15 protein-coding genes are annotated in these 17,566 nt (G+C 67.0%); 4 read left to right on the plus strand and 11 right to left on the minus strand.

What is annotated here, in order from left to right; all coding sequences use genetic code 11:
- The first annotated feature begins 102 nt into the window (after positions 1-102).
- Positions 103-855: a TerC family protein gene (locus QE444_RS11195; protein WP_158896822.1), complete on the plus strand. Its 753-nt coding sequence runs from the start codon at positions 103-105 to the stop codon at positions 853-855.
- A 132-nt stretch (positions 856-987) separates the two neighbouring features.
- Positions 988-1,212, plus strand: coding sequence for a hypothetical protein (locus tag QE444_RS11200; RefSeq protein WP_059314350.1), 225 nt, complete (start codon positions 988-990; stop codon positions 1,210-1,212).
- A 56-nt stretch (positions 1,213-1,268) separates the two neighbouring features.
- Here QE444_RS11200 and QE444_RS11205 read toward each other — a convergent pair whose 3' ends face one another.
- From QE444_RS11205 to QE444_RS11240, 8 genes are all read right to left on the minus strand, one after another.
- Complete coding sequence (locus QE444_RS11205) at positions 1,269-2,690, minus strand: short-chain fatty acid transporter (protein ID WP_187978925.1); 1,422 nt, start codon at positions 2,688-2,690, stop codon at positions 1,269-1,271.
- A gap of 126 nt (positions 2,691-2,816) precedes the next feature.
- Positions 2,817-3,998, minus strand: a complete 1,182-nt coding sequence (locus tag QE444_RS11210; RefSeq protein WP_309738529.1) for an acetyl-CoA C-acetyltransferase — start codon at positions 3,996-3,998, stop codon at positions 2,817-2,819.
- Between the two features lie 13 nt (positions 3,999-4,011).
- Complete coding sequence (locus QE444_RS11215; RefSeq protein ID WP_133859481.1) at positions 4,012-4,638, minus strand: CoA transferase subunit B; 627 nt, start codon at positions 4,636-4,638, stop codon at positions 4,012-4,014.
- A gap of 1 nt (position 4,639) precedes the next feature.
- Positions 4,640-5,341 (minus strand): CoA transferase subunit A, encoded by a 702-nt coding sequence (locus QE444_RS11220; protein WP_309738532.1) that lies wholly within the window; start codon positions 5,339-5,341, stop codon positions 4,640-4,642.
- Positions 5,342-5,360: 19 nt separating this feature from the next.
- The gene (locus tag QE444_RS11225) at positions 5,361-6,113 is read right to left on the minus strand and encodes a 3-hydroxybutyrate dehydrogenase (RefSeq protein WP_309738533.1); all 753 of its coding nucleotides are present in this window, start codon (positions 6,111-6,113) and stop codon (positions 5,361-5,363) included.
- Positions 6,114-6,123: 10 nt separating this feature from the next.
- On the minus strand, positions 6,124-7,518 hold the full coding sequence (locus QE444_RS11230; protein WP_133859478.1) for a GntP family permease: 1,395 nt from the start codon (positions 7,516-7,518) through the stop codon (positions 6,124-6,126).
- A 361-nt stretch (positions 7,519-7,879) separates the two neighbouring features.
- Positions 7,880-9,322: a sigma 54-interacting transcriptional regulator gene (locus QE444_RS11235; RefSeq protein ID WP_309738536.1), complete on the minus strand. Its 1,443-nt coding sequence runs from the start codon at positions 9,320-9,322 to the stop codon at positions 7,880-7,882.
- On the minus strand, positions 9,319-10,236 hold the full coding sequence (locus tag QE444_RS11240) for a 3-hydroxyacyl-CoA dehydrogenase family protein (RefSeq protein WP_309738538.1): 918 nt from the start codon (positions 10,234-10,236) through the stop codon (positions 9,319-9,321). The genes QE444_RS11235 and QE444_RS11240 overlap by 4 nt, the downstream gene beginning before the upstream one ends.
- A gap of 198 nt (positions 10,237-10,434) precedes the next feature.
- Here QE444_RS11240 and codB point away from each other — a divergent pair, with 198 nt between their 5' ends.
- A complete protein-coding gene (codB, locus tag QE444_RS11245) occupies positions 10,435-11,697 on the plus strand; it encodes a cytosine permease (RefSeq protein ID WP_187978931.1) in 1,263 nt (420 codons plus the stop codon).
- A gap of 10 nt (positions 11,698-11,707) precedes the next feature.
- Entirely contained in the window at positions 11,708-12,949 is a 1,242-nt protein-coding gene (gene codA / locus QE444_RS11250; RefSeq protein ID WP_309738542.1) for a cytosine deaminase, read from the plus strand.
- Positions 12,950-13,419: 470 nt separating this feature from the next.
- On the opposite strand, the gene QE444_RS11255 is transcribed toward codA, so the two are convergent.
- Genes QE444_RS11255 through QE444_RS11265 form a run of 3 tightly spaced genes read right to left on the minus strand, consistent with a single transcriptional unit; the run spans position 13,420 to position 17,533 of the window.
- On the minus strand, positions 13,420-13,905 hold the full coding sequence (locus QE444_RS11255; RefSeq protein WP_187978933.1) for a GNAT family N-acetyltransferase: 486 nt from the start codon (positions 13,903-13,905) through the stop codon (positions 13,420-13,422).
- A gap of 35 nt (positions 13,906-13,940) precedes the next feature.
- Complete coding sequence (locus QE444_RS11260) at positions 13,941-16,043, minus strand: response regulator (protein WP_309738544.1); 2,103 nt, start codon at positions 16,041-16,043, stop codon at positions 13,941-13,943.
- Entirely contained in the window at positions 16,040-17,533 is a 1,494-nt protein-coding gene (locus tag QE444_RS11265; protein WP_309738546.1) for an ATPase domain-containing protein, read from the minus strand. The genes QE444_RS11260 and QE444_RS11265 overlap by 4 nt, the downstream gene beginning before the upstream one ends.
- Positions 17,534-17,566: the final 33 nt, after the last annotated feature.

Below are 17,566 nucleotides of genomic sequence, written 5' to 3' on the forward strand. Positions count from 1 at the left end.
GGCAGAGGCCTTCACGAGCATTTCACAGGCGCGAGGCTCTGATGGTGAGACCTGCGGCCTGACCCTGTCAGGCCTTTCTCTTCCCACTGGAACCGTGCCGCAATGGACTATCTGCTACAACTCGCCGCCGACCCGACCGTCTGGGCTGCCCTGGCCACCCTGATCGTGATGGAGGTGGTGCTGGGCATCGACAACCTCATCTTCATCTCCATCCTGACCAACAAGCTGCCCGCTCACCAGCAGCAGAAGGGCCGTCGCATCGGCATCAGCCTGGCGCTGATCCTGCGCCTGGGTCTGCTCGGCACCGTGGCCTGGATCGTCCAGCTTACCGAACCCATCATCGAGGTGTTCGGCAAGAGCTTTTCCTGGAAGGACCTGATCCTCATCGCCGGTGGCCTGTTCCTGCTGTGGAAGGCGACCAAGGAGATCCACCACAACGTCGATCCCGAGCCCGACAGCGCCCTGACCAAGGGCGGCGAGACGGCGACCCTGGCCTTCGGCTCGGCCATCGTGCAGATCCTCTTGCTGGACCTGGTGTTCTCGGTGGACAGCATCATCACCGCCGTCGGCATGACCGAGCACCTGCCGGTGATGGTGATCGCGGTGGTGGTGGCGGTGACCGTCATGTTGCTGGCGGCCGATCCCCTGGCCAAGTTCATCGACCGCAACCCGACCGTCGTGATGCTGGCGTTGGGGTTCCTGATCATGATCGGCATGACCCTGATCGCCGAGGGTTTCGGCGCCCATGTGCCCAAGGGCTACATCTACGCGGCCATGGCCTTCTCGGCGCTGATCGAGGGCCTGAACATGCTGTCGCGGCGAGCCAAGCGTCGCCAGCAGGCTGCCGGCAAGTGAGGGCAGGGCGTGTCGAAAAAGGCCTTGTTACATTCCGGCACGCCTATTGCTAACAATAACTGGAAAGTCTAGGCACTATCGGTCAAGACCTTTGTCATAGCAGCGTCACACGTGAGGTTTACAACTGAAGTCATGAACATACAAGCCCAAGCCCAGAACGCCATGCATGCCCTCAGCGCCGCTTTCGCGCCGATGAGCTGCGTCATCGACGCCCCCAGCAAGCGAGGTTTTTCCTTCATCGTCGTCAACGAGCATGGCGTGGCCAAGCACACCCGCCGGATCTACCGCGACGAATACAGCACCCCGAGCCGCCTGCAGGCCATCATCGACAGTACCCGTCTGGCCATCGCCGGCTGAGATTCAGCCGGCTCCCGCTTTACCCCTCCCGCCTTACTTTCTGCGCCCCACCCGAGCTACGGGTGTACCGGCGGCAGATATGCCAACGTTCCCCCCAACAGCCACAGCAGCACCAGCACCAAGGGTGCATGGACCAGCAGCTGCACGAAGGAAAAGCCGACCAGGTCGCGCGCCTTCAGCCCCAGCACGCCCAGTAGCGGCAGCATGTAGAAGGGATTGATCAGATTCGGCAGTGCCTCGGCGGCGTTGTAGATCTGCACGGCCCAACCCAGGTGATATTGCAGGTCGTTGGCCACCTGCATCACATAGGGCGCCTCGATGATCCACTTGCCTCCGCCCGAGGGGATGAAGAACCCCAGCAGCGCCGAGTAGACGCCCATCAATAGGGCGTAGGTGTCGTGGGTAGCGATCTGGGTGAAGAATGCCGCGATATGGTGCGCCAGGGTCTGGCCATCGGCGCCGTTGACCTTGGTCAGGATCGCGGCGATGGAGCCGTACAGCGGAAACTGGATCAGCACCCCGGTGGTGGCCGGCACGGCGCGGGCCACGGCGTCGAGGAAGTGCCGCGGCCGCCAGTGCAGCAAGGCCCCCACGCTGATGAACAGCAGGTTGTAGGTGTTCAGCCCGGAGATGGCCTCGATGGCCGGCTTGCTGGCGAATTCCTGTACCAGCCAGCCGGCGGCCAGCAAGACCAGCAGCACGATCAGGATCGGACTGTATTCGAGCCATTCGCCCGGACGGGTTGGCTTGTCTGCGGCCTTGGGCGCCGGGGTGACTTCGACACCGCAGGCGCGGGCATCGCGCGCGCTGTCCGGTCCTGGCGCGGTGACATAGGCGATCACCGCCGAGACCACCAGCAACACCAGCAGCAGGGCGCCGGATTGCCAGAGGAACAGTGTCTGGCTGAAGGGGATCACCCCGGTGATGGCCAGGATCGATGGCGGCAGACTGGCCGGATTGGCCTGCAGCTGGGCCGCCGACGACGACAGGCCCAGCGCCCAGACCGCGCCCAGGCCCAGGTAGGCCGCGGCGCCAGCGGCGCGATAGTCCATCTTGAGTTCTTCGCGGCGGGCCAGGGCACGCACCAGCAGGCCGCCGAACACCAGGCTCAGGCCCCAGTTGAGCAGGGAGGCGAGCATGGCCACCAGGGCGACCCAGCACACCGCGCCGCGGCCGGTCCGGGGCACCCGCGCCAGGCGCTCGATCAGGCGCGCGGCCGGACCGGAACTGGCCACCACATAGCCGCCGATGACCACGAAGGCCATCTGCATGGTGAAGGGAATCAGACTCCAGAAACCGTCGCCAAAGGCCTTGGCGGTCTTGGCCGCGGGGGCGCCCATGCCGAGGGCGGCCAGGGCCACCACGGCCACGGCGAGCACGGCGAACACCCAGGAATCGGGAAACCAGCGCTCGGCCCAATTGGAACAGGCCAGGGCGAACCGCGCGCTGCGCGAATCGCGGGAAGGGGTTGAGCTCATGGTGGATCCTTTTGTTGTTGTTTTTGTGGGAATGTAGTGCGGGACGGTGATGCATTGATCGCGGCCATGGGCCGCTCCTACGGTGGTCTCCGGACCTGTAGGAGCGGCCCATGGCCGCGATAGGCTTTAACGCCGCTCCACCGCCAGGGCCACACCCTGGCCACCGCCGATGCACAGGGTCGCGAGCCCCCGACGCCCGTCACGGCGGCGCAATTCGTGGAGCAGGGTCACCAGCACCCGGCAACCCGAGGCGCCGATGGGATGGCCCAGGGCGATGGCGCCGCCGTTGACGTTGACCTTCTCGTCATCCCAGCCCAGCTCCTGACCCACGGCCAGGGCCTGGGCGGCGAAGGCTTCGTTGGCCTCGATCAGGTCCAGGTCGGCCAATTGCCAGCCGGCTTTTTCCAGGGTCTTGCGGGTGGCCGAGACCGGGCCGATGCCCATGATCGCCGGGTCCACCCCGGCGCTGGCGTAGGCGGCGACATGCGCCAGCGGTGTCAGGCCCAGGGCGGCCGCCCTGGCCGCGCTCATCACCAGCACCGCGGCGGCGCCGTCGTTGAGGCTGGAGGCGTTGCCGGCGGTGACGTTGCCGTCCTTGGCGAAGGCTGGACGCAGGCGCGCCAGTCCCTCGGCGGTGGTGTCGGCGCGGATGCCCTCGTCGGTGTCGAACAGCAGCGGCTCGCCCTTGCGCTGGGGAATGGCCACCGGGGTGATCTCCTCGCGGAAGCGGCCGGATTCCACCGCTGCCGCGGCGCGCTGCTGGGAACGCGCGGCAAAGGCGTCCTGGGCCTCGCGGCTGAGCTGGTACTTCTGCACCAGGTTCTCCGCGGTCTGGCCCATGTGGTAGTCGTTGAAGGCATCCCACAGCCCATCGCTGAGCATGGAGTCGACCAGCTCGGCATGGCCCAGCCGCAGGCCGGTGCGCACCTTGGGCAGCACATAGGGCGCCAGGCTCATGTTCTCCATGCCGCCGGCGATGACGATCTCGGCGTCGCCGCAGCGGATCGCCTGGACGGCCAGCTGCACCGCCTTGAGGCCGGAGCCGCAGACCTTGTTCAGGGTCAGGGCCGGCACCTCGTGGGGCAGGCCGGCCGTGACCGCTGCCTGGCGCGCCGGATTCTGGCCGGCGCCGGCGGTGAGCACCTGGCCGAGGATGACTTCATCCACCTGCGCCGGGGCCACGCCGGTCTGCTCCAGCAGGGCGCGGATGACGGTGGCGCCGAGCTCCACGGCGGGCACATTGGCCAGGGAGCCCTGGAAACTGCCGACCGCGGTGCGGGTGGCAGCGACGATGACGACGTCTTGCATGGCTGGGATCTCCTCAGGCCTGGATGGGGGCACCGGTGGCGGCGCGCAGTTCATCGAGGCTGACGCCTTCGGCCAGCTCCACCAGCCGGAGACCGCCCTCGGTCACCTCCAGCACGGCCAGATCGGTGATGATCAGGTCGACCACGCCGACCCCGGTCAGCGGCAGGTCGCAGGCCGGCAGGATCTTGTGGGCGCCCTTGGCGGTATGTTCCATCAGCACCACCACGCGCTGCACCCCAGCCACCAGGTCCATGGCGCCGCCCATGCCCTTGACCATCTTGCCGGGGATCATCCAGTTGGCCAGGTCGCCCTGGGCCGACACCTGCATGGCGCCGAGGATGGCCAGGTTGACGTGGCCGCCGCGGATCATGCCGAAGCTGGCGGCGCTGTCGAAATAGCTGCTGCCGGGCAGGGCGGTGACGGTCTGCTTGCCGGCGTTGATCAGGTCCGGGTCGACCGTCTCGGCGGTGGGGAAGGGGCCGATGCCGAGCAGGCCGTTCTCCGACTGCAGCCAGACGTCCATGCCGGCGGGGATGTAGTTGGCGACGAGGGTCGGCAAGCCGATGCCGAGGTTGACGTAGAAGCCGTCCTGCAGCTCCCGGGCGGCGCGTTGCGCCATCTGTTCGCGGGTCCAGGCCATCTTACTTCTCCTCGCTCAGGGTGCGTTTCTCGATGCGTTTCTCGGGATTGGCGTTGACCACCAGGCGCTGCACGAAGATGCCGGGCAGGTGGATCTGGTCGGGGTCCAGCTCGCCGACTTCCACCAGCTCTTCCACCTCGGCGACGCAGACGCGACCGGCCATGGCGCACAGCGGATTGAAGTTGCGCGCGGTCTTGTTGAATACCAGGTTGCCGGCCTTGTCGGCGCGTTGCGCCTTGACCAGGGCCACGTCGGCGGTCAGCGCCAGTTCCATGATATGCGGCTGGCCATTGAAGTCGCGCACCTCCTTGCCCTCGGCCACCAGGGTGCCGTAGCCGGTGCGGGTGTAGAACGCCGGGATGCCCGCGCCACCGGCGCGCAGCTTCTCGGCCAGGGTGCCCTGGGGGGTGAATTCCAGCTCCAGTTCGCCGGCCAGATACTGACGCTCGAATTCCTTGTTCTCGCCCACGTAGGAGGAAATCATCTTGCGGATCTGCCGGGTCTCCAGCAGCTGGCCGAGGCCGAAGCCGTCCACCCCGGCGTTGTTGCTGATGGCGGTCAGTTCGCGGGCGCCGGTGTCGCGCAGGGCGGCGATCAGCGCCTCGGGAATGCCGCAGAGGCCGAAGCCGCCCACGGCCAGGGTGATGCCGTCGCCGACCAGCCCGTCGAGGGCGGCCGCGGCGTTGGGATAGAGCTTGTTCATGACGGAGATCCTCTTGTCGTTATTGAGCGGTCCAGCCGCCGTCCATGGTCCAGGCGGCGCCGCGCACCTGGGCGGCGGCGTCGCTGCACAGGAACAGCGCCAGCTCGCCCAGCTGGTCGGTGGTGACGAAATCCTGCGACGGCTGCTTTTCGCTGAGCAGGTCGCGACGTGCCTGATCCGGATCGCTGCCACGGCTGTCCAGTTGCTGCTGGATCAGCGGGGTGAGCACGAAACCTGGGCACAGTGCGTTGCAGGTGATGCCGGTGCGGGCGGTTTCCAGGGCGGTGACCTTGGTCAGACCCACCACGCCATGCTTGGCGGCGACATAGGCGGCCTTGCCGGTGGAGGCCACCAGGCCATGCACCGAGGAGATGTTGACGATGCGGCCCCAGTTGCCTTCGCGCATGCCCGGCAGCGCCAGACGGGTGGTGTGGAACACCGCCGAGAGATTGAGGGCGATCACCGCGTCCCAGCGCTCCACCGGAAAGTCCTCCACCGGCGCGACGTGCTGGATGCCGGCGTTGTTGACCAGGATGTCCACGCCGCCGAAGTCGCGTTTGGCGTAGGCGAAGAGGTCTTCGATCTCCTCCGGCCTGGACAGGTCGGCCCCGTGGAAACCCGAGCGACCGGCGAGGCTGGCCTGGGCCGCAGCGGGATCGCCGAAGCCGTTGAGGATGAGGGTGGCGCCAGCGGCGGCCAGGCGCTGGGCGATGCCCAGGCCGATGCCGCTGGTGGAGCCGGTGACCAGGGCGGTCTTGCCGGTGAGGTCCATGGTGGTCTCCTTAGACGAGGCCGGTCAGGTAGTAGAGGGCGATGACGAAGAACACCGCCACGGTCTTGATCAGGGTGATCTTGAACACGCCGCCATAGGCTTCGCGGTGGGTCAGGCCGGTCACCGCCAGCAGGGTGATCACCGCGCCGTTGTGCGGCAGGGTGTCCATGCCGCCACTGGCCATGGCCGCCACCCGGTGCAGGACTTCCAGGGGAATGCCCGCGCCATTGGCGGCGGCGATGAAGGTGTCGCTCATGGCCGCCAGGGCGATGCTCATGCCGCCCGAGGCGGAACCGGTGATGCCGGCCAGCAGGGTCACGCTCACCGCCTCGTTGATCAGCGGATCGGGGATGGCCTTGAGGCCCTGGGCGAACAGCACGAAGCCGGGCAGGGCGGCGATCACCGCGCCGAAGCCGTATTCCGACGCCGTGTTCATCCCGGCCAGCAGGGCGCCGGAGACGGCGGTCTTGCTGCCTTCCGCCAGGCGCCCGCGGATGGCGCCGAAGCCGGTCGCCAGCACCAGCAGGATGCCCGCCAGCAGCGCGCCTTCCACCGCCCAGATACCGGTCAGCTTGGCCACCTCCTGGGTCACCGGCTTGGCCATGCCGGGCAAGGCCAGGTTATGGGTGGCGCCATACCAGTCGGGAATCCAGCGGGTCAGCAGCAGGTTGAGCACGCCTACCAGCACCAGCGGCGCCAGGGCCAGCCAGGGGTTGGGCAGCGGCAGGTCGGCGGCGGTCTCGGGTTCGTTGCGCAGCGGCACGCTGGCATAGCCCTCGCCGCTGTTGCGGGCCTTGCGGCGGGCGCTGCCGAGGTAGGTCAGGCCAACGGCGATGACGAACAGCGAACCGGCCAGGCCCAGCCAGGGCGCGGCCCAGGCGGTGGTCTGGAAGAAGCTGGTGGGGATGATGTTCTGGATCTGCGGCGTGCCGGGCAGGGCATCCATGGTGAAGGAGAAGGCGCCCAGGGCGATGGTCGCCGGGATCAGCCGCTTGGGGATGTCGCTCTGGCGAAACATCTCGGCGGCGAAGGGATAGACCGCGAAGACCACCACGAACAGCGAGACGCCGCCATAGGTGAGCAGGGCGCAGACCGCGACGATCACCGGGATGGCTCGTTCGCGACCGAGCAGGTGGATGGCCGCGGCGACGATCGCGCGGGAAAAGCCCGACAGCTCGATCAGCTTGCCGAACAGGGCGCCCAGCATGAACACCGGGAAATAGAGTTTGAGGAAGCCCACCATCTTGTCCATGAACACCCCGGTGAAGGCGGGCGCCACGGCGGACGGATCGGTAAGCAGCACGGCGCCGAGGGCGGCGAGGGGGGCGAAGAGGATGACACTGAAACCCCGGTAGGCGGCGAACATCAGCAGCGCCAGGGCGGCGAGTGCAATCAGGACACTCATGGCTTCTCCTAGAGCTTCGCCTGGGGCGAAGCGGTTCTTGTTGTTATAAGAGCGATGCAGGAATCGCCCGAATGCAAGAGCCAGAACCGTGCCAGCTTTGTAAGTTGTTGTTTTGTATAATCTTTTATTTTGATCTCTGCCCGCTACCGATAGATTGTCTCAAAAGCTGGACCACGCAGGTTGGGCTGAGCGAAGCGAAGCCCAACATCAGTCCACGTGCGGCAATGTTGGCCTTCGACGATAAAGCGGTTTCAAACCAGTCTACGCCGTGACTCTGTAGGAGCAGCCCATGACCGCGATAAACGATCTATCGCGGCCATGGGCCGCTCTTACATACTGCGTCTCTATATATGGATAGGTCTCATGCTTGAGACATCAGCCCCAGCGCCACCAGCTTCTTGTACAGCGTTGACCGCCCCAGACCCAGGCGGCGCGCGGCTTCGTCCACCTTGCCGCCGCAGGCGGCCAGGGCGCCCTGCAGCAGTTCGCGATCAAAGCGCTGGCGCGCTTCGGCATAGGTTTCGCCGGTCCGGTAACTGACCGACTCGCCGGTCGTCGAGGGGGCGGGGGCGATGCCCAGGGCCGCCGTCAGCGCCGTGGCATCCAGCTGGCTGTCGTCACCCAGCAGCACGGCGCGCTCAAGCACGTTGCGCAACTCGCGCACGTTGCCGGGCCAGGGTTGGCGCTGCAGCAGCGCCAGGCCGTCGGTGGTGAATTCGGGCATTGGCTGTCCGTTCAGCTTGCGCAGGTCAGCGAGGATGGCCTCGGCCAGCACCCTCAGGTCGTCGAGGCGTTCTCGCAGCGGTGGAATGCGGATCGGCAGGACATTGAGCCGGTAATAGAGATCGGCGCGAAAGCGCCCCTCGGCCACGGCGACGTCCAGGTCACGCGAGGTGGCGGCGATCATGCGCACGTCACAGGCCAGCACCTCGTTGGAGCCCAGCGGCTCGTACTCCTTTTCCTGCAGCACCCGCAGCAGCTTGGCCTGCAAGGCCAGGGGCATGTCGCCGATCTCGTCGAGAAACAGGGTGCCGCCCTGGGCGATCTGCAGCTTGCCCGGGCGGGCCCGTCGCTCGGCGCCGGTGAAGGCGCCGGGCGCGGTACCGAAAAATTCCGCTTCCAGCAGGCTTTCCGGAATGGCCGCGGCGTTGATGCTGACAAAGGGCCGCCCGGCGCGTGGCGAGGCGCCGTGGATGGCGTGGGCCAGCAACTCCTTGCCGGTGCCGGTCTCGCCCAGCAGCAGCACCGCGGCCTCGCTGGCGGCGGCGCGCCGGGCGCGACGCTTGACCTCCAGGCTGGCCGGTCCGCTGCCGACGAAGTGGCCGAAACCATACTTGGCGGTGCGTGCATGCTGCAGCGAGCGCCGGGTGGTGGCCAGCTCTTCCTGGATGCGCAGGTAGCGGGTCACCAGCGGCGCCAGTTGCTGCAGCTGGTCGAACAGGGCGAAGCCGATGGCGCCGATCAACTCGCCTTCGTCGGTATGGATCGGCAGGCGCATCACCACCAGCGGTCCGTTGCGGGTCTCCAGCATGTCCAGCAGGATCGGCTGGCCATTGCGCGCCACCTCGCGCAGCAGGCTGTGGGGAATGATCTGTTCCACCGGCTGACCGATGGCGGCGGCGGCATCCGGCAGGCCGAAGTGCTGGGCGTATCTCTGGTTGATCCAGACGATGCGCGCCTCGCGGTCGACGATCACCGTGCCATTGCTGGTCTGCTCGATGATCTCGAACAGCGAGCGGATCGCCCGCTGGCGGATCTCGGCGTAGTCCTCCAGGTCCGGCAGGCCGGGCGAGGTGCGACTCATGGCTTCAGCGCATGGCGCAGCTGGTGCAGCCGGCGCTGGACGATACGCTCGCGCCGCGCCGCGTCCCACTCGTGAAAGCCCGCACCACTGCGCAGGCCGGTACGGCCGGCCGCCACCTGATCTTCCAGCAGCTGCAGCGGCGCCTCGTCCCGCGCCAGGGTTGGCCAGAGGTGGCTGGCGATGTCGCGAAAGGTGTCCAGGCCGCCCATGTCCGCCGCTTCCAGCGGACCGACCATGGCATAGCGCCGGCCCAGCGAGGCGCGCATCACCCGGTCCACCGTCTCGGCATCCGCCGCGCCGCTCTGCACGATGTGCAGGGCCTCGCGCAGCAGGGCGAATTGCAGGCGGTTGCCGACGAAGCCGGGAATGGCGTGCTGCAAGACCACGGCCTCCAGGTCGGCGGCCTCCAGCAGCTGGCGCACGGATTCCAGATGGGCGGGCAGGGTGGCCGTACCAGGCACCAGCTCCACCAGCGGGATGAAGTGCGGCGGATTCCAGAAGTGGGCGATCAGCAGGCGCTCGGGATGGTGCAGGTGCGCGGCCAGCTCGTCCGGTGGCAGGCCGCTGGTATTGCTGGCGATCAGGGCATCGGGGCGCAGCACGGCTTCAAGCTGGGCGTAGAGCCGGTGCTTGAGCTCCAGGCGCTCGGGCACGGCTTCGAACAGCAGGTCGCAGTCGGCGAGATCGGCCAGGTCGGTGGTGGTGGTCAGGCGGGCGATCACCGCCTCGGTGTCCACCGCGATGTCGGCTTCTTCCAGCTCGGCGAGCAGGGTGCGCGCGGTGGCTGCCACCTCGGCGAGGCGGACGGGGTCGACGTCCTGCAGCCGCACGGCATGGCCGTGGCGCGCCAGATGCACGGCGATGCCGATGCCCATGAGACCGGAACCCAGGACGGCGAGGCGTGGCGTGGTCATGATCTTTTCCTTGTGAGACGGCCGCGGCAACCGTCTCACACTTGACTGCCCCTGGCCAAGGCACGGAGCGCCGCCTTGCACCAAAGGCGGGCCCCGGTAATGGATTCGTTGCGGGCCCCTGGGCTCTGTCACGCCCCTTGGCAGGAGCTGGCATGGGCACTGCTACAGGACAGGCACGTCCATCCCGAGGAGTCCCTTATGAGCAACGCCGGCAACGACTATCCCCTGAGCGAAGTGCCGCCCCACGCCCGCAAGGGTCTGGCCTCCCTGGCCATGGTGCTGCTGGGCTTCACCTTCTTCACCGCCACCATGTTCGCCGGTGGCAAGCTGGGGGTGGCCTTCGGTTTCGCCGACCTGCTGCTGGTCATCGCCCTCGGCAATCTGCTGCTGGGTCTCTATGCCGCCGCCCTCGGCCATATCGCCTGTCGCAGCGGCCTCAACTCGGTGCTGATGGGGCGCTTCGCCTTTGGCGAACGCGGCAGCAAGCTGTGCGACCTCATCCTCGGCTTCACCCAGATCGGCTGGTACGCCTGGGGTACGGCCACCGCTGCGGTGGTGCTGGGCAAGTACTTCGGCCTGGAGCAGGGCGCGGTGCTGGCGCTGATGGCGGTGTTCGGCCTGGGCTTCTGCGCCACCGCCTACATCGGCTACCGGGGCCTGGAGATCCTCTCCTGGATCGCCGTGCCGGCCATGGCGCTGCTGCTGATCCTGTCCATGAGCGTGACCACCACCAAGGCCGGCGGCCTGGCCGGCCTGCTGGCGATCCAGCCCAGCAGCAGCCTGGACCTGTCCACCGCCATCACCCTGGTGTTCGGCACCTTTGTCAGTGGTGCCACCCAGGCCACCAACTGGACGCGCTTCGCCCGCTCCACGCGGGTGGCGGTACTTGCCAGCCTGATCGGCTTCTTCCTCGGCAACGGCCTGATGGTGCTGATCGGCGCCTATGGCGCCATCGTCTACCAGCAACCGGACGTAGTGGAGGTGCTGATGTTGCAGGGCTTCGCCACCGCCGCCCTGGCCATGTTGCTGCTCAACATCTGGAGCACCCAGGACAACACCATCTACAACTTCGCCGTGGCCGGCTGCAACCTGGTGCGCACCAGCCGCCGCAAGACGGTGACCCTGGCCGGCGCCCTGATCGGCACCGCCCTGGCGCTGCTAGGCATGTACGACCTGCTGGTGCCCTATCTGGTGCTGCTCGGCACGGTGATCCCGCCCATCGGCGGGGTGATCGTCGCCGACTTCTGGCTGCGCCACCGCGGCCGCTATCCGCTGCTCGCCGAGGCCCGCCTGCCGCACTACAACTGGCCGGGCCTGGCCGCCTATGGGCTGGGCACCCTGGCTGCCTTCAATTCACCCTGGGTCGCGCCCCTGGTGGGCATCGGGGTGGCGGCGCTCGGCTATGGCGTGTTCAATGGCCTGAGTCGCGGTCGTCGTACCGCCGCCCCCGCTTCGCTCTAGGAGATCGACCATGCGCATCCTCAACGCCCGCCTGCGTGACCGCGAAGGCCTCCATGACATCCGCCTGGAAGGCAGACGCATCGCCGCCATCGCCGAGCAACTGATGCCGCCCGCGGTAGGGCCGGACGACCTCGACGCCGCCGGCAACCTGGTGGTGCCGCCCTTCGTCGAGCCGCACATCCACCTCGATGCCACCCTGACCGCCGGCGAGCCGCGCTGGAACATGAGCGGCACCCTGTTCGAAGGCATCGAATGCTGGGGCGAGCGCAAGGCCACCATCACCCAGGAAGACACCAAGACCCGCGCCACGCGCACCATCCGCGCCCTGGCCGCCCATGGCATCCAGCACGTGCGCACCCATGTCGATGTCACCGATCCGTCGCTGGCCGCGCTCAAGGCCATGCTGGAGGTGCGCGAGGAAACCCGGCACCTGATCGATCTGCAGATCGTCGCCTTTCCCCAGGAGGGCATCGAGTCCTTCAAGAATGGGCGCGAGCTGATGGAGGAGTCGATCCGCCTGGGCGCCGATGTGGTCGGCGGCATCCCGCACTTCGAGTACACCCGCGACCAGGGGGTGAGCTCGGTGAAATTCCTCATGGACCTGGCCGAGCGCACCGGCTGCCTGGTGGACGTCCATTGCGACGAAACCGACGATCCCCACTCGCGCTTCCTGGAGGTGCTGGCCGAAGAGGCGCGCAGCCGCGGCATGGGTTCGCGGGTCACCGCCAGCCACACCACCGCCATGGGCTCCTACGACAACGCCTACTGCGCCAAGCTGTTCCGCCTGCTGACCCATGCCGGCATCAACTTCATCTCCTGCCCGACCGAGAGCATCCACCTGCAGGGCCGCTTCGACAGCTTTCCCAAGCGCCGCGGCGTGACCCGGGTCAACGAGCTGCTGGAGGCCGGCCTCAATGTCTGCTTCGCCCAGGATTCCATCGTCGATCCCTGGTATCCACTGGGGAACGGCAACATCCTGCGCGTGCTGGAAGCAGGGCTGCACATCTGCCACATGCTCGGCTATCGCAACCTGCAATCGGCACTGGACCTGGTCACGGTCAATAGCGCCAAGGCCCTATGCCTGGGCGATCGCTACGGCCTGGAGGAGGGGCGGCCAGCCAACCTGCTGGTGCTCTCCGCCGACAGCGACTACGAGATGGTCCGCAGCCAGGGCCTGCCGCTGTACTCCATCCGTAACGGCAAGGTGCTGATGCAGCGCCGCCCGGCGCAGGTGGAGTTGGCGGATCGGTAACGGGTGGCGGTCAGGGCGGTCCGCCGATGCGGACAGGCTCATGCCAGTCGCTGGCGATTTTTCAGGACTGGCAAAGACCTGATCCTCACTCGGACAACCCCCTCTCCCTCTGGGAGAGGGCTGGGGTGAGGGCGCGCCCCATGCCGAAGTCCCAGTGGAAAAGGCTGCGCCGTTTTCCACGCTACGACGCTGGTGCTTGCGCGGACAGCCCTCTCCCTCTGGGAGAGGGTTGGGGTGAGGGCGCCCCCCACGCCGAAGTCCCCAGTGGAAAAGGCTGCGCCGTTTTCCACGCTACGGCGCTGATCGCGGCCATGGGCCGCTCCTACAGGAGAATCAAGATCTGTAGGAGCGGCCCATGGCCGCGATTAGGGGCTCCTGGCAGCAGCGGATCGTCCTGACCGCAACTGCCATTACCCATGTCGCGTTCCATCGCGTCGGCCTTCGCTGGCGCTCGACCCAACCTGTGAATCCTAGCGCCCACTCTCGGCGAAATCCCGTAGCGCCGCGCCGTCCAGGCGATAGCGCACCCACTCGCGCTGCGCCTTGGCGCCCAGGCTTTCGTAGAAGTCGATGGCCGGGGTGTTCCAGTCCAGCACGCTCCATTCCAGGCGGCCGCAGTCGTTGGCCACCGCCTCCCGAGCCAGTTCGCGCAGCAGCCCCTTGCCCAGGCCGGTGCCGCGGGCGCTGGGGCTCACATAGAGGTCTTCCAGGTAAATGCCGTTGCGGCCCAGCCAGGTGGAATAGCTGTAGAAATACACGGCATAGCCCACTACCGCGCCGTCGTGCTCGGCAACCAGCGCCCGGGTCGGAGTATCGGCGGCGAACAGCGTGGCCTCGATCTGAGCGGGGCTGGCCAGTACCTCATGAACGGCCTTTTCATAGTCGGCCAGTTCGACGATCAGTTCGTGGATGCGGGTGGCGTCTTCGCGGCGGGCGGGGCGGATCTGGGTGGTCATGGGTGCCTTGGTCTGGTCGCGGGGCGGCGCCGACCTCAGGAGGGCACCACTGCCCGATTGGCGGACCCGGCCAGCATGGCGGCGACCTGCGCGGCCAGCTGGTCCAGGGTGAAGGGCTTGGTCATCAGCTCCATGTTACCACCCAGGAAGGCGTTCCTACTGAGCGCGCCCTCGGCGTAGCCGGTAAGGAACAGCACCGGCAGCCGCGGCCTGAGCTGCTGGATGACCTCCGCCAGCTGGCGACCGTTGAGGCCTGGTAGACCGACATCGGTCACCAGCAGGTCCAGCTGGGGAATCTGATCCAGCAGGCGCAACGCGGCCTTGCCTTCGGCCGCGCTCCACACCTGATAACCCAGGGCTTCCAGGGCCTCCTGATTGACCAGCCGGACCGCGACGTCGTCCTCCACCAGGAGAATGGTCTCGCCGGCACCCTGGGTGAGTTCCGCCGGGTCGCTCCGTTTCGGTTCGTGGCGTTGCTCGGCCGTCGGCAGGAAGACGCAGACCTGCGTCCCGCTGGCATCGCTGGCGAGGGTAAGACGGCCATTGCTCTGTCGGGCGAAGCCATAGACCATCGACAGCCCCAGGCCGGTGCCCTGGCCCTGGGGCTTGGTGGTGAAGAAGGGTTCGAGCACCTTGTCCAGCAGCCGCTCCGGGATACCGGTCCCGCTGTCCCGCACTTCGATGCAGACATAGTCGCCCGGGGCCAGGGCCTCGTCGTCCGTCCCCGGCTCGGTGACCGTCAGCAGCGAAGTCGCCAGGGTCACGACACCGCCATCCGGCATGGCATCGCGGGCGTTGATCACCAGGTTGAGCAGCGCATTCTCCAGCTGGTTGGCATCGGCCAGGATCCAGGGTAGATCCTCGCCCAGCGCCAGCTCCACCGAGATCTGTTCGCTCACGGTGCGCTGCAACAACTCCTGCAGCGCCAGGATCAGCTCGTTGGCGGACATCGGCCGGGACTCCAGCGACTGCCGGCGGGAAAAGGCCAGCAACCGCTGGGTAAGGGCGGCCGCCCGGTGCGCCGAATGCTGCGCGGCCTCCATGTACCGCTCCAGGCCGGCGAGCTGTCCCTTGTTCTTGATTTTCATCAAATCCAGGGCGCCCAGCACCCCGGTGAGCATGTTGTTGAAGTCATGGGCGATGCCGCCGGTGAGCTGGCCGACCGCTTCCATCTTCAGCGACTGGCGCAACTGCTCTTCGGCGCGATTGCGCTCGGCGGTTTCCCGCTGCAATTCGCTGAGGGTAAGCGCCAGGGTGCGGGTGCGCTCCGCGACCTGGAGTTCCAGTTCTTCATTGAAGCGACGCAGCGCCAGTTCGGCGCGCTTCTCGTCGCTGACATCGGCGATCACCGTGGTCGCCCCGATGATCTGCCGGCCGGCGTCGTGCAGCGGCACTGCGCTCACCCGCAGCCAGGATTCCTCGCCGGTTGCACTGGTGTGATAGAAATCCTGGCCCTTGACCCGCTCGCCAGCCAGCGCCCGAGCACCCGGAAAGCGCTCGGGTGGCAACAGTCGGCCACTGTCGTCGAGCGCGGTCCAGCGCGACACCTCCCCAGGCTGCCGGGAAGGAATGTGCTGACCCGGCACGTACTGCTCATAGAAGGGATTGCTGACCAGGGTCCGACCCTCGGCATCCATGAAGCACACCCCGACCGGCAGATTCTCCAGCAGCGTCTGCAGGCGCTCGCGTTCCTGGGCGAGTTCGGCGAGGCGGTCGCGCATCTCGAACTGACGCAGGCGCGACCGCCAGGCCGCCGCGACGCTGCTCAGCAGCGAGGCGCCACTCAGCGGCCGTTCGAGGATGACCAGGTTGGTGGTCGCCGCCGGCAGCTGTCGGCGCAGGAGATCGTTGCCACGCCCCGAGCGCTTGGCATCGGAAGCCAGCAATACCAGCGGGATATCCGACCAGGTGGGCTGCCGCTCCAGAGCCTCTGCCAGGGCGCTCAGGTCCTGGCGCAGGGCTTCCTCGGTAAAGACGATGATGCCGGTGTCGTCGCCCAGGGCCGCCGCGACCTCGTCGAGGCTGGCAACGTAGCGGGTGAGATAGCCCTGGGTAAAAAGCCGCTGCAGGTTGGCCGCGTCACCGCGAAGCGGGGCACAGATGATCAGTTCGCAGGCGGGCGTCTTGGACTCGGTCAATCGCGCTCTTCCATCAGGGGCTGCCTGGCACCGAAATACTCCGGGGTGCCGGTCAGCACGCCACGGAAGTCCACCAGCGGCTGACCCACCCGGATGCCCTGGGTATCGATGCGCAATTCCCGTATCGCATCCTCATGCCCGCCGCCGCGGTGCTTGAGGATGGAAATGGCCTTGCGCAGACGGCCGTGCGCTTCGAAGAAGCGCACCAGCACCACCGTATCGGCAATGTAGGAAATATCCAGATTGGAGGTCATGGAGCCGACCAGGCCATGCTGGGGATTGATAAGGAAGGTCACCACCCCGGACTGGCTCAGGTAGGAGAGCAATTCGTGCAACTGCAGAATCAGCTGCTGCTCCTGCGGCATGGCCGCCAGGTAGCCATTGAGGCTGTCCAGCACCAGCATCCGGCAGTTGTTTTCCTCGACGTCCTGCCGCACGCGCCAGGCGAATTCGCCGGGCGACAACTCGGCGGGATGAATCTGGTGAACCACCAGCAGACCTTCGTCGATATAGCGCAGCAGCGGCATCCCCATGCTTTCCGCACGCTTGAGCAGGGTGCCGATACGTTCGTCGAATTCGTATACGGCGCATCTTTCCCCGCGCGCGCAGGCCGCCATCACGAACTGCAGGGCGAGCGTCGTCTTGCCGGCCCCCGCCGGACCGGTGATCAGGGTGCTGGTACCGCGCAAGGGCCCGCCGTGCAGCAGCGCGTCCAGGTCCTGGATGTTGCTGGGGACGACGGCGCCAAGGAATTCTTCGTAGTGCCCCGCAGCGATGATCCGCGGATAGATCTCCAGCCCGCCCCGGCGGATGGTGAAGTCGTGATAGCCGGCGACGAAATCTCGGCCACGCAGCTTCTGGATCTGCAGGCGGCGGCGGGCAGCGCCGAAGTCCAGGGTCAGGCGCTCCAGGGTCAGCACCCCGTGGCAGAGGCTGTGCAGGTGGTTGTCCCGCCCGCCTGGACTGGTGGTCAGGTCGTCCACCAGCAGCACGGTGATGCCGCGCCCGGCGAAGAACTGTTTGAGCGCCAGCACCTGGCGCCGATAGCGCAGGGGATCCTGGGCCAGCAGACGCATCTCCGACAGGCTGTCGAACACTAGCCGACTCGGCTTGAGTTCATCCACCCGCGCCTGAATCAGCTCGATGGTATCGCCCATTTCGGATTCCCAGGGGTGCAGGATGGTCTGCTCCTGAGCACCGCCCAGCACCGCATCGGCGGCGGATAGCTCGAACAGCTCCACGCCCTCCAGGCTCCAGCCATGGGACTCGGCCACGCTCTGCAACTCTTCGCTGGTTTCCGATAGCGTGATGTAGAGCACCGACTCGCCCCGGCGTACCCCTTCAAAGAGAAACTGCAGGCCCAGGGTGGTCTTGCCCGACCCCGGTGTACCCTCCAGCAGATAGAGTCGATCGCGGGGTAAGCCGCCGCGCAACACCTGGTCCAGACCGGTATTGCCTGTCGCGATAATTGACGGGCTAGGGGAATTCATGGGTGACCGGACCTCAAGGTGGCGGAAGCGAAG

The sequence above is a fragment of the Pseudomonas sp. SORGH_AS_0199 genome, from assembly GCF_031453735.1.
Taxonomy (GTDB): domain Bacteria; phylum Pseudomonadota; class Gammaproteobacteria; order Pseudomonadales; family Pseudomonadaceae; genus Chryseomonas; species Chryseomonas aestiva.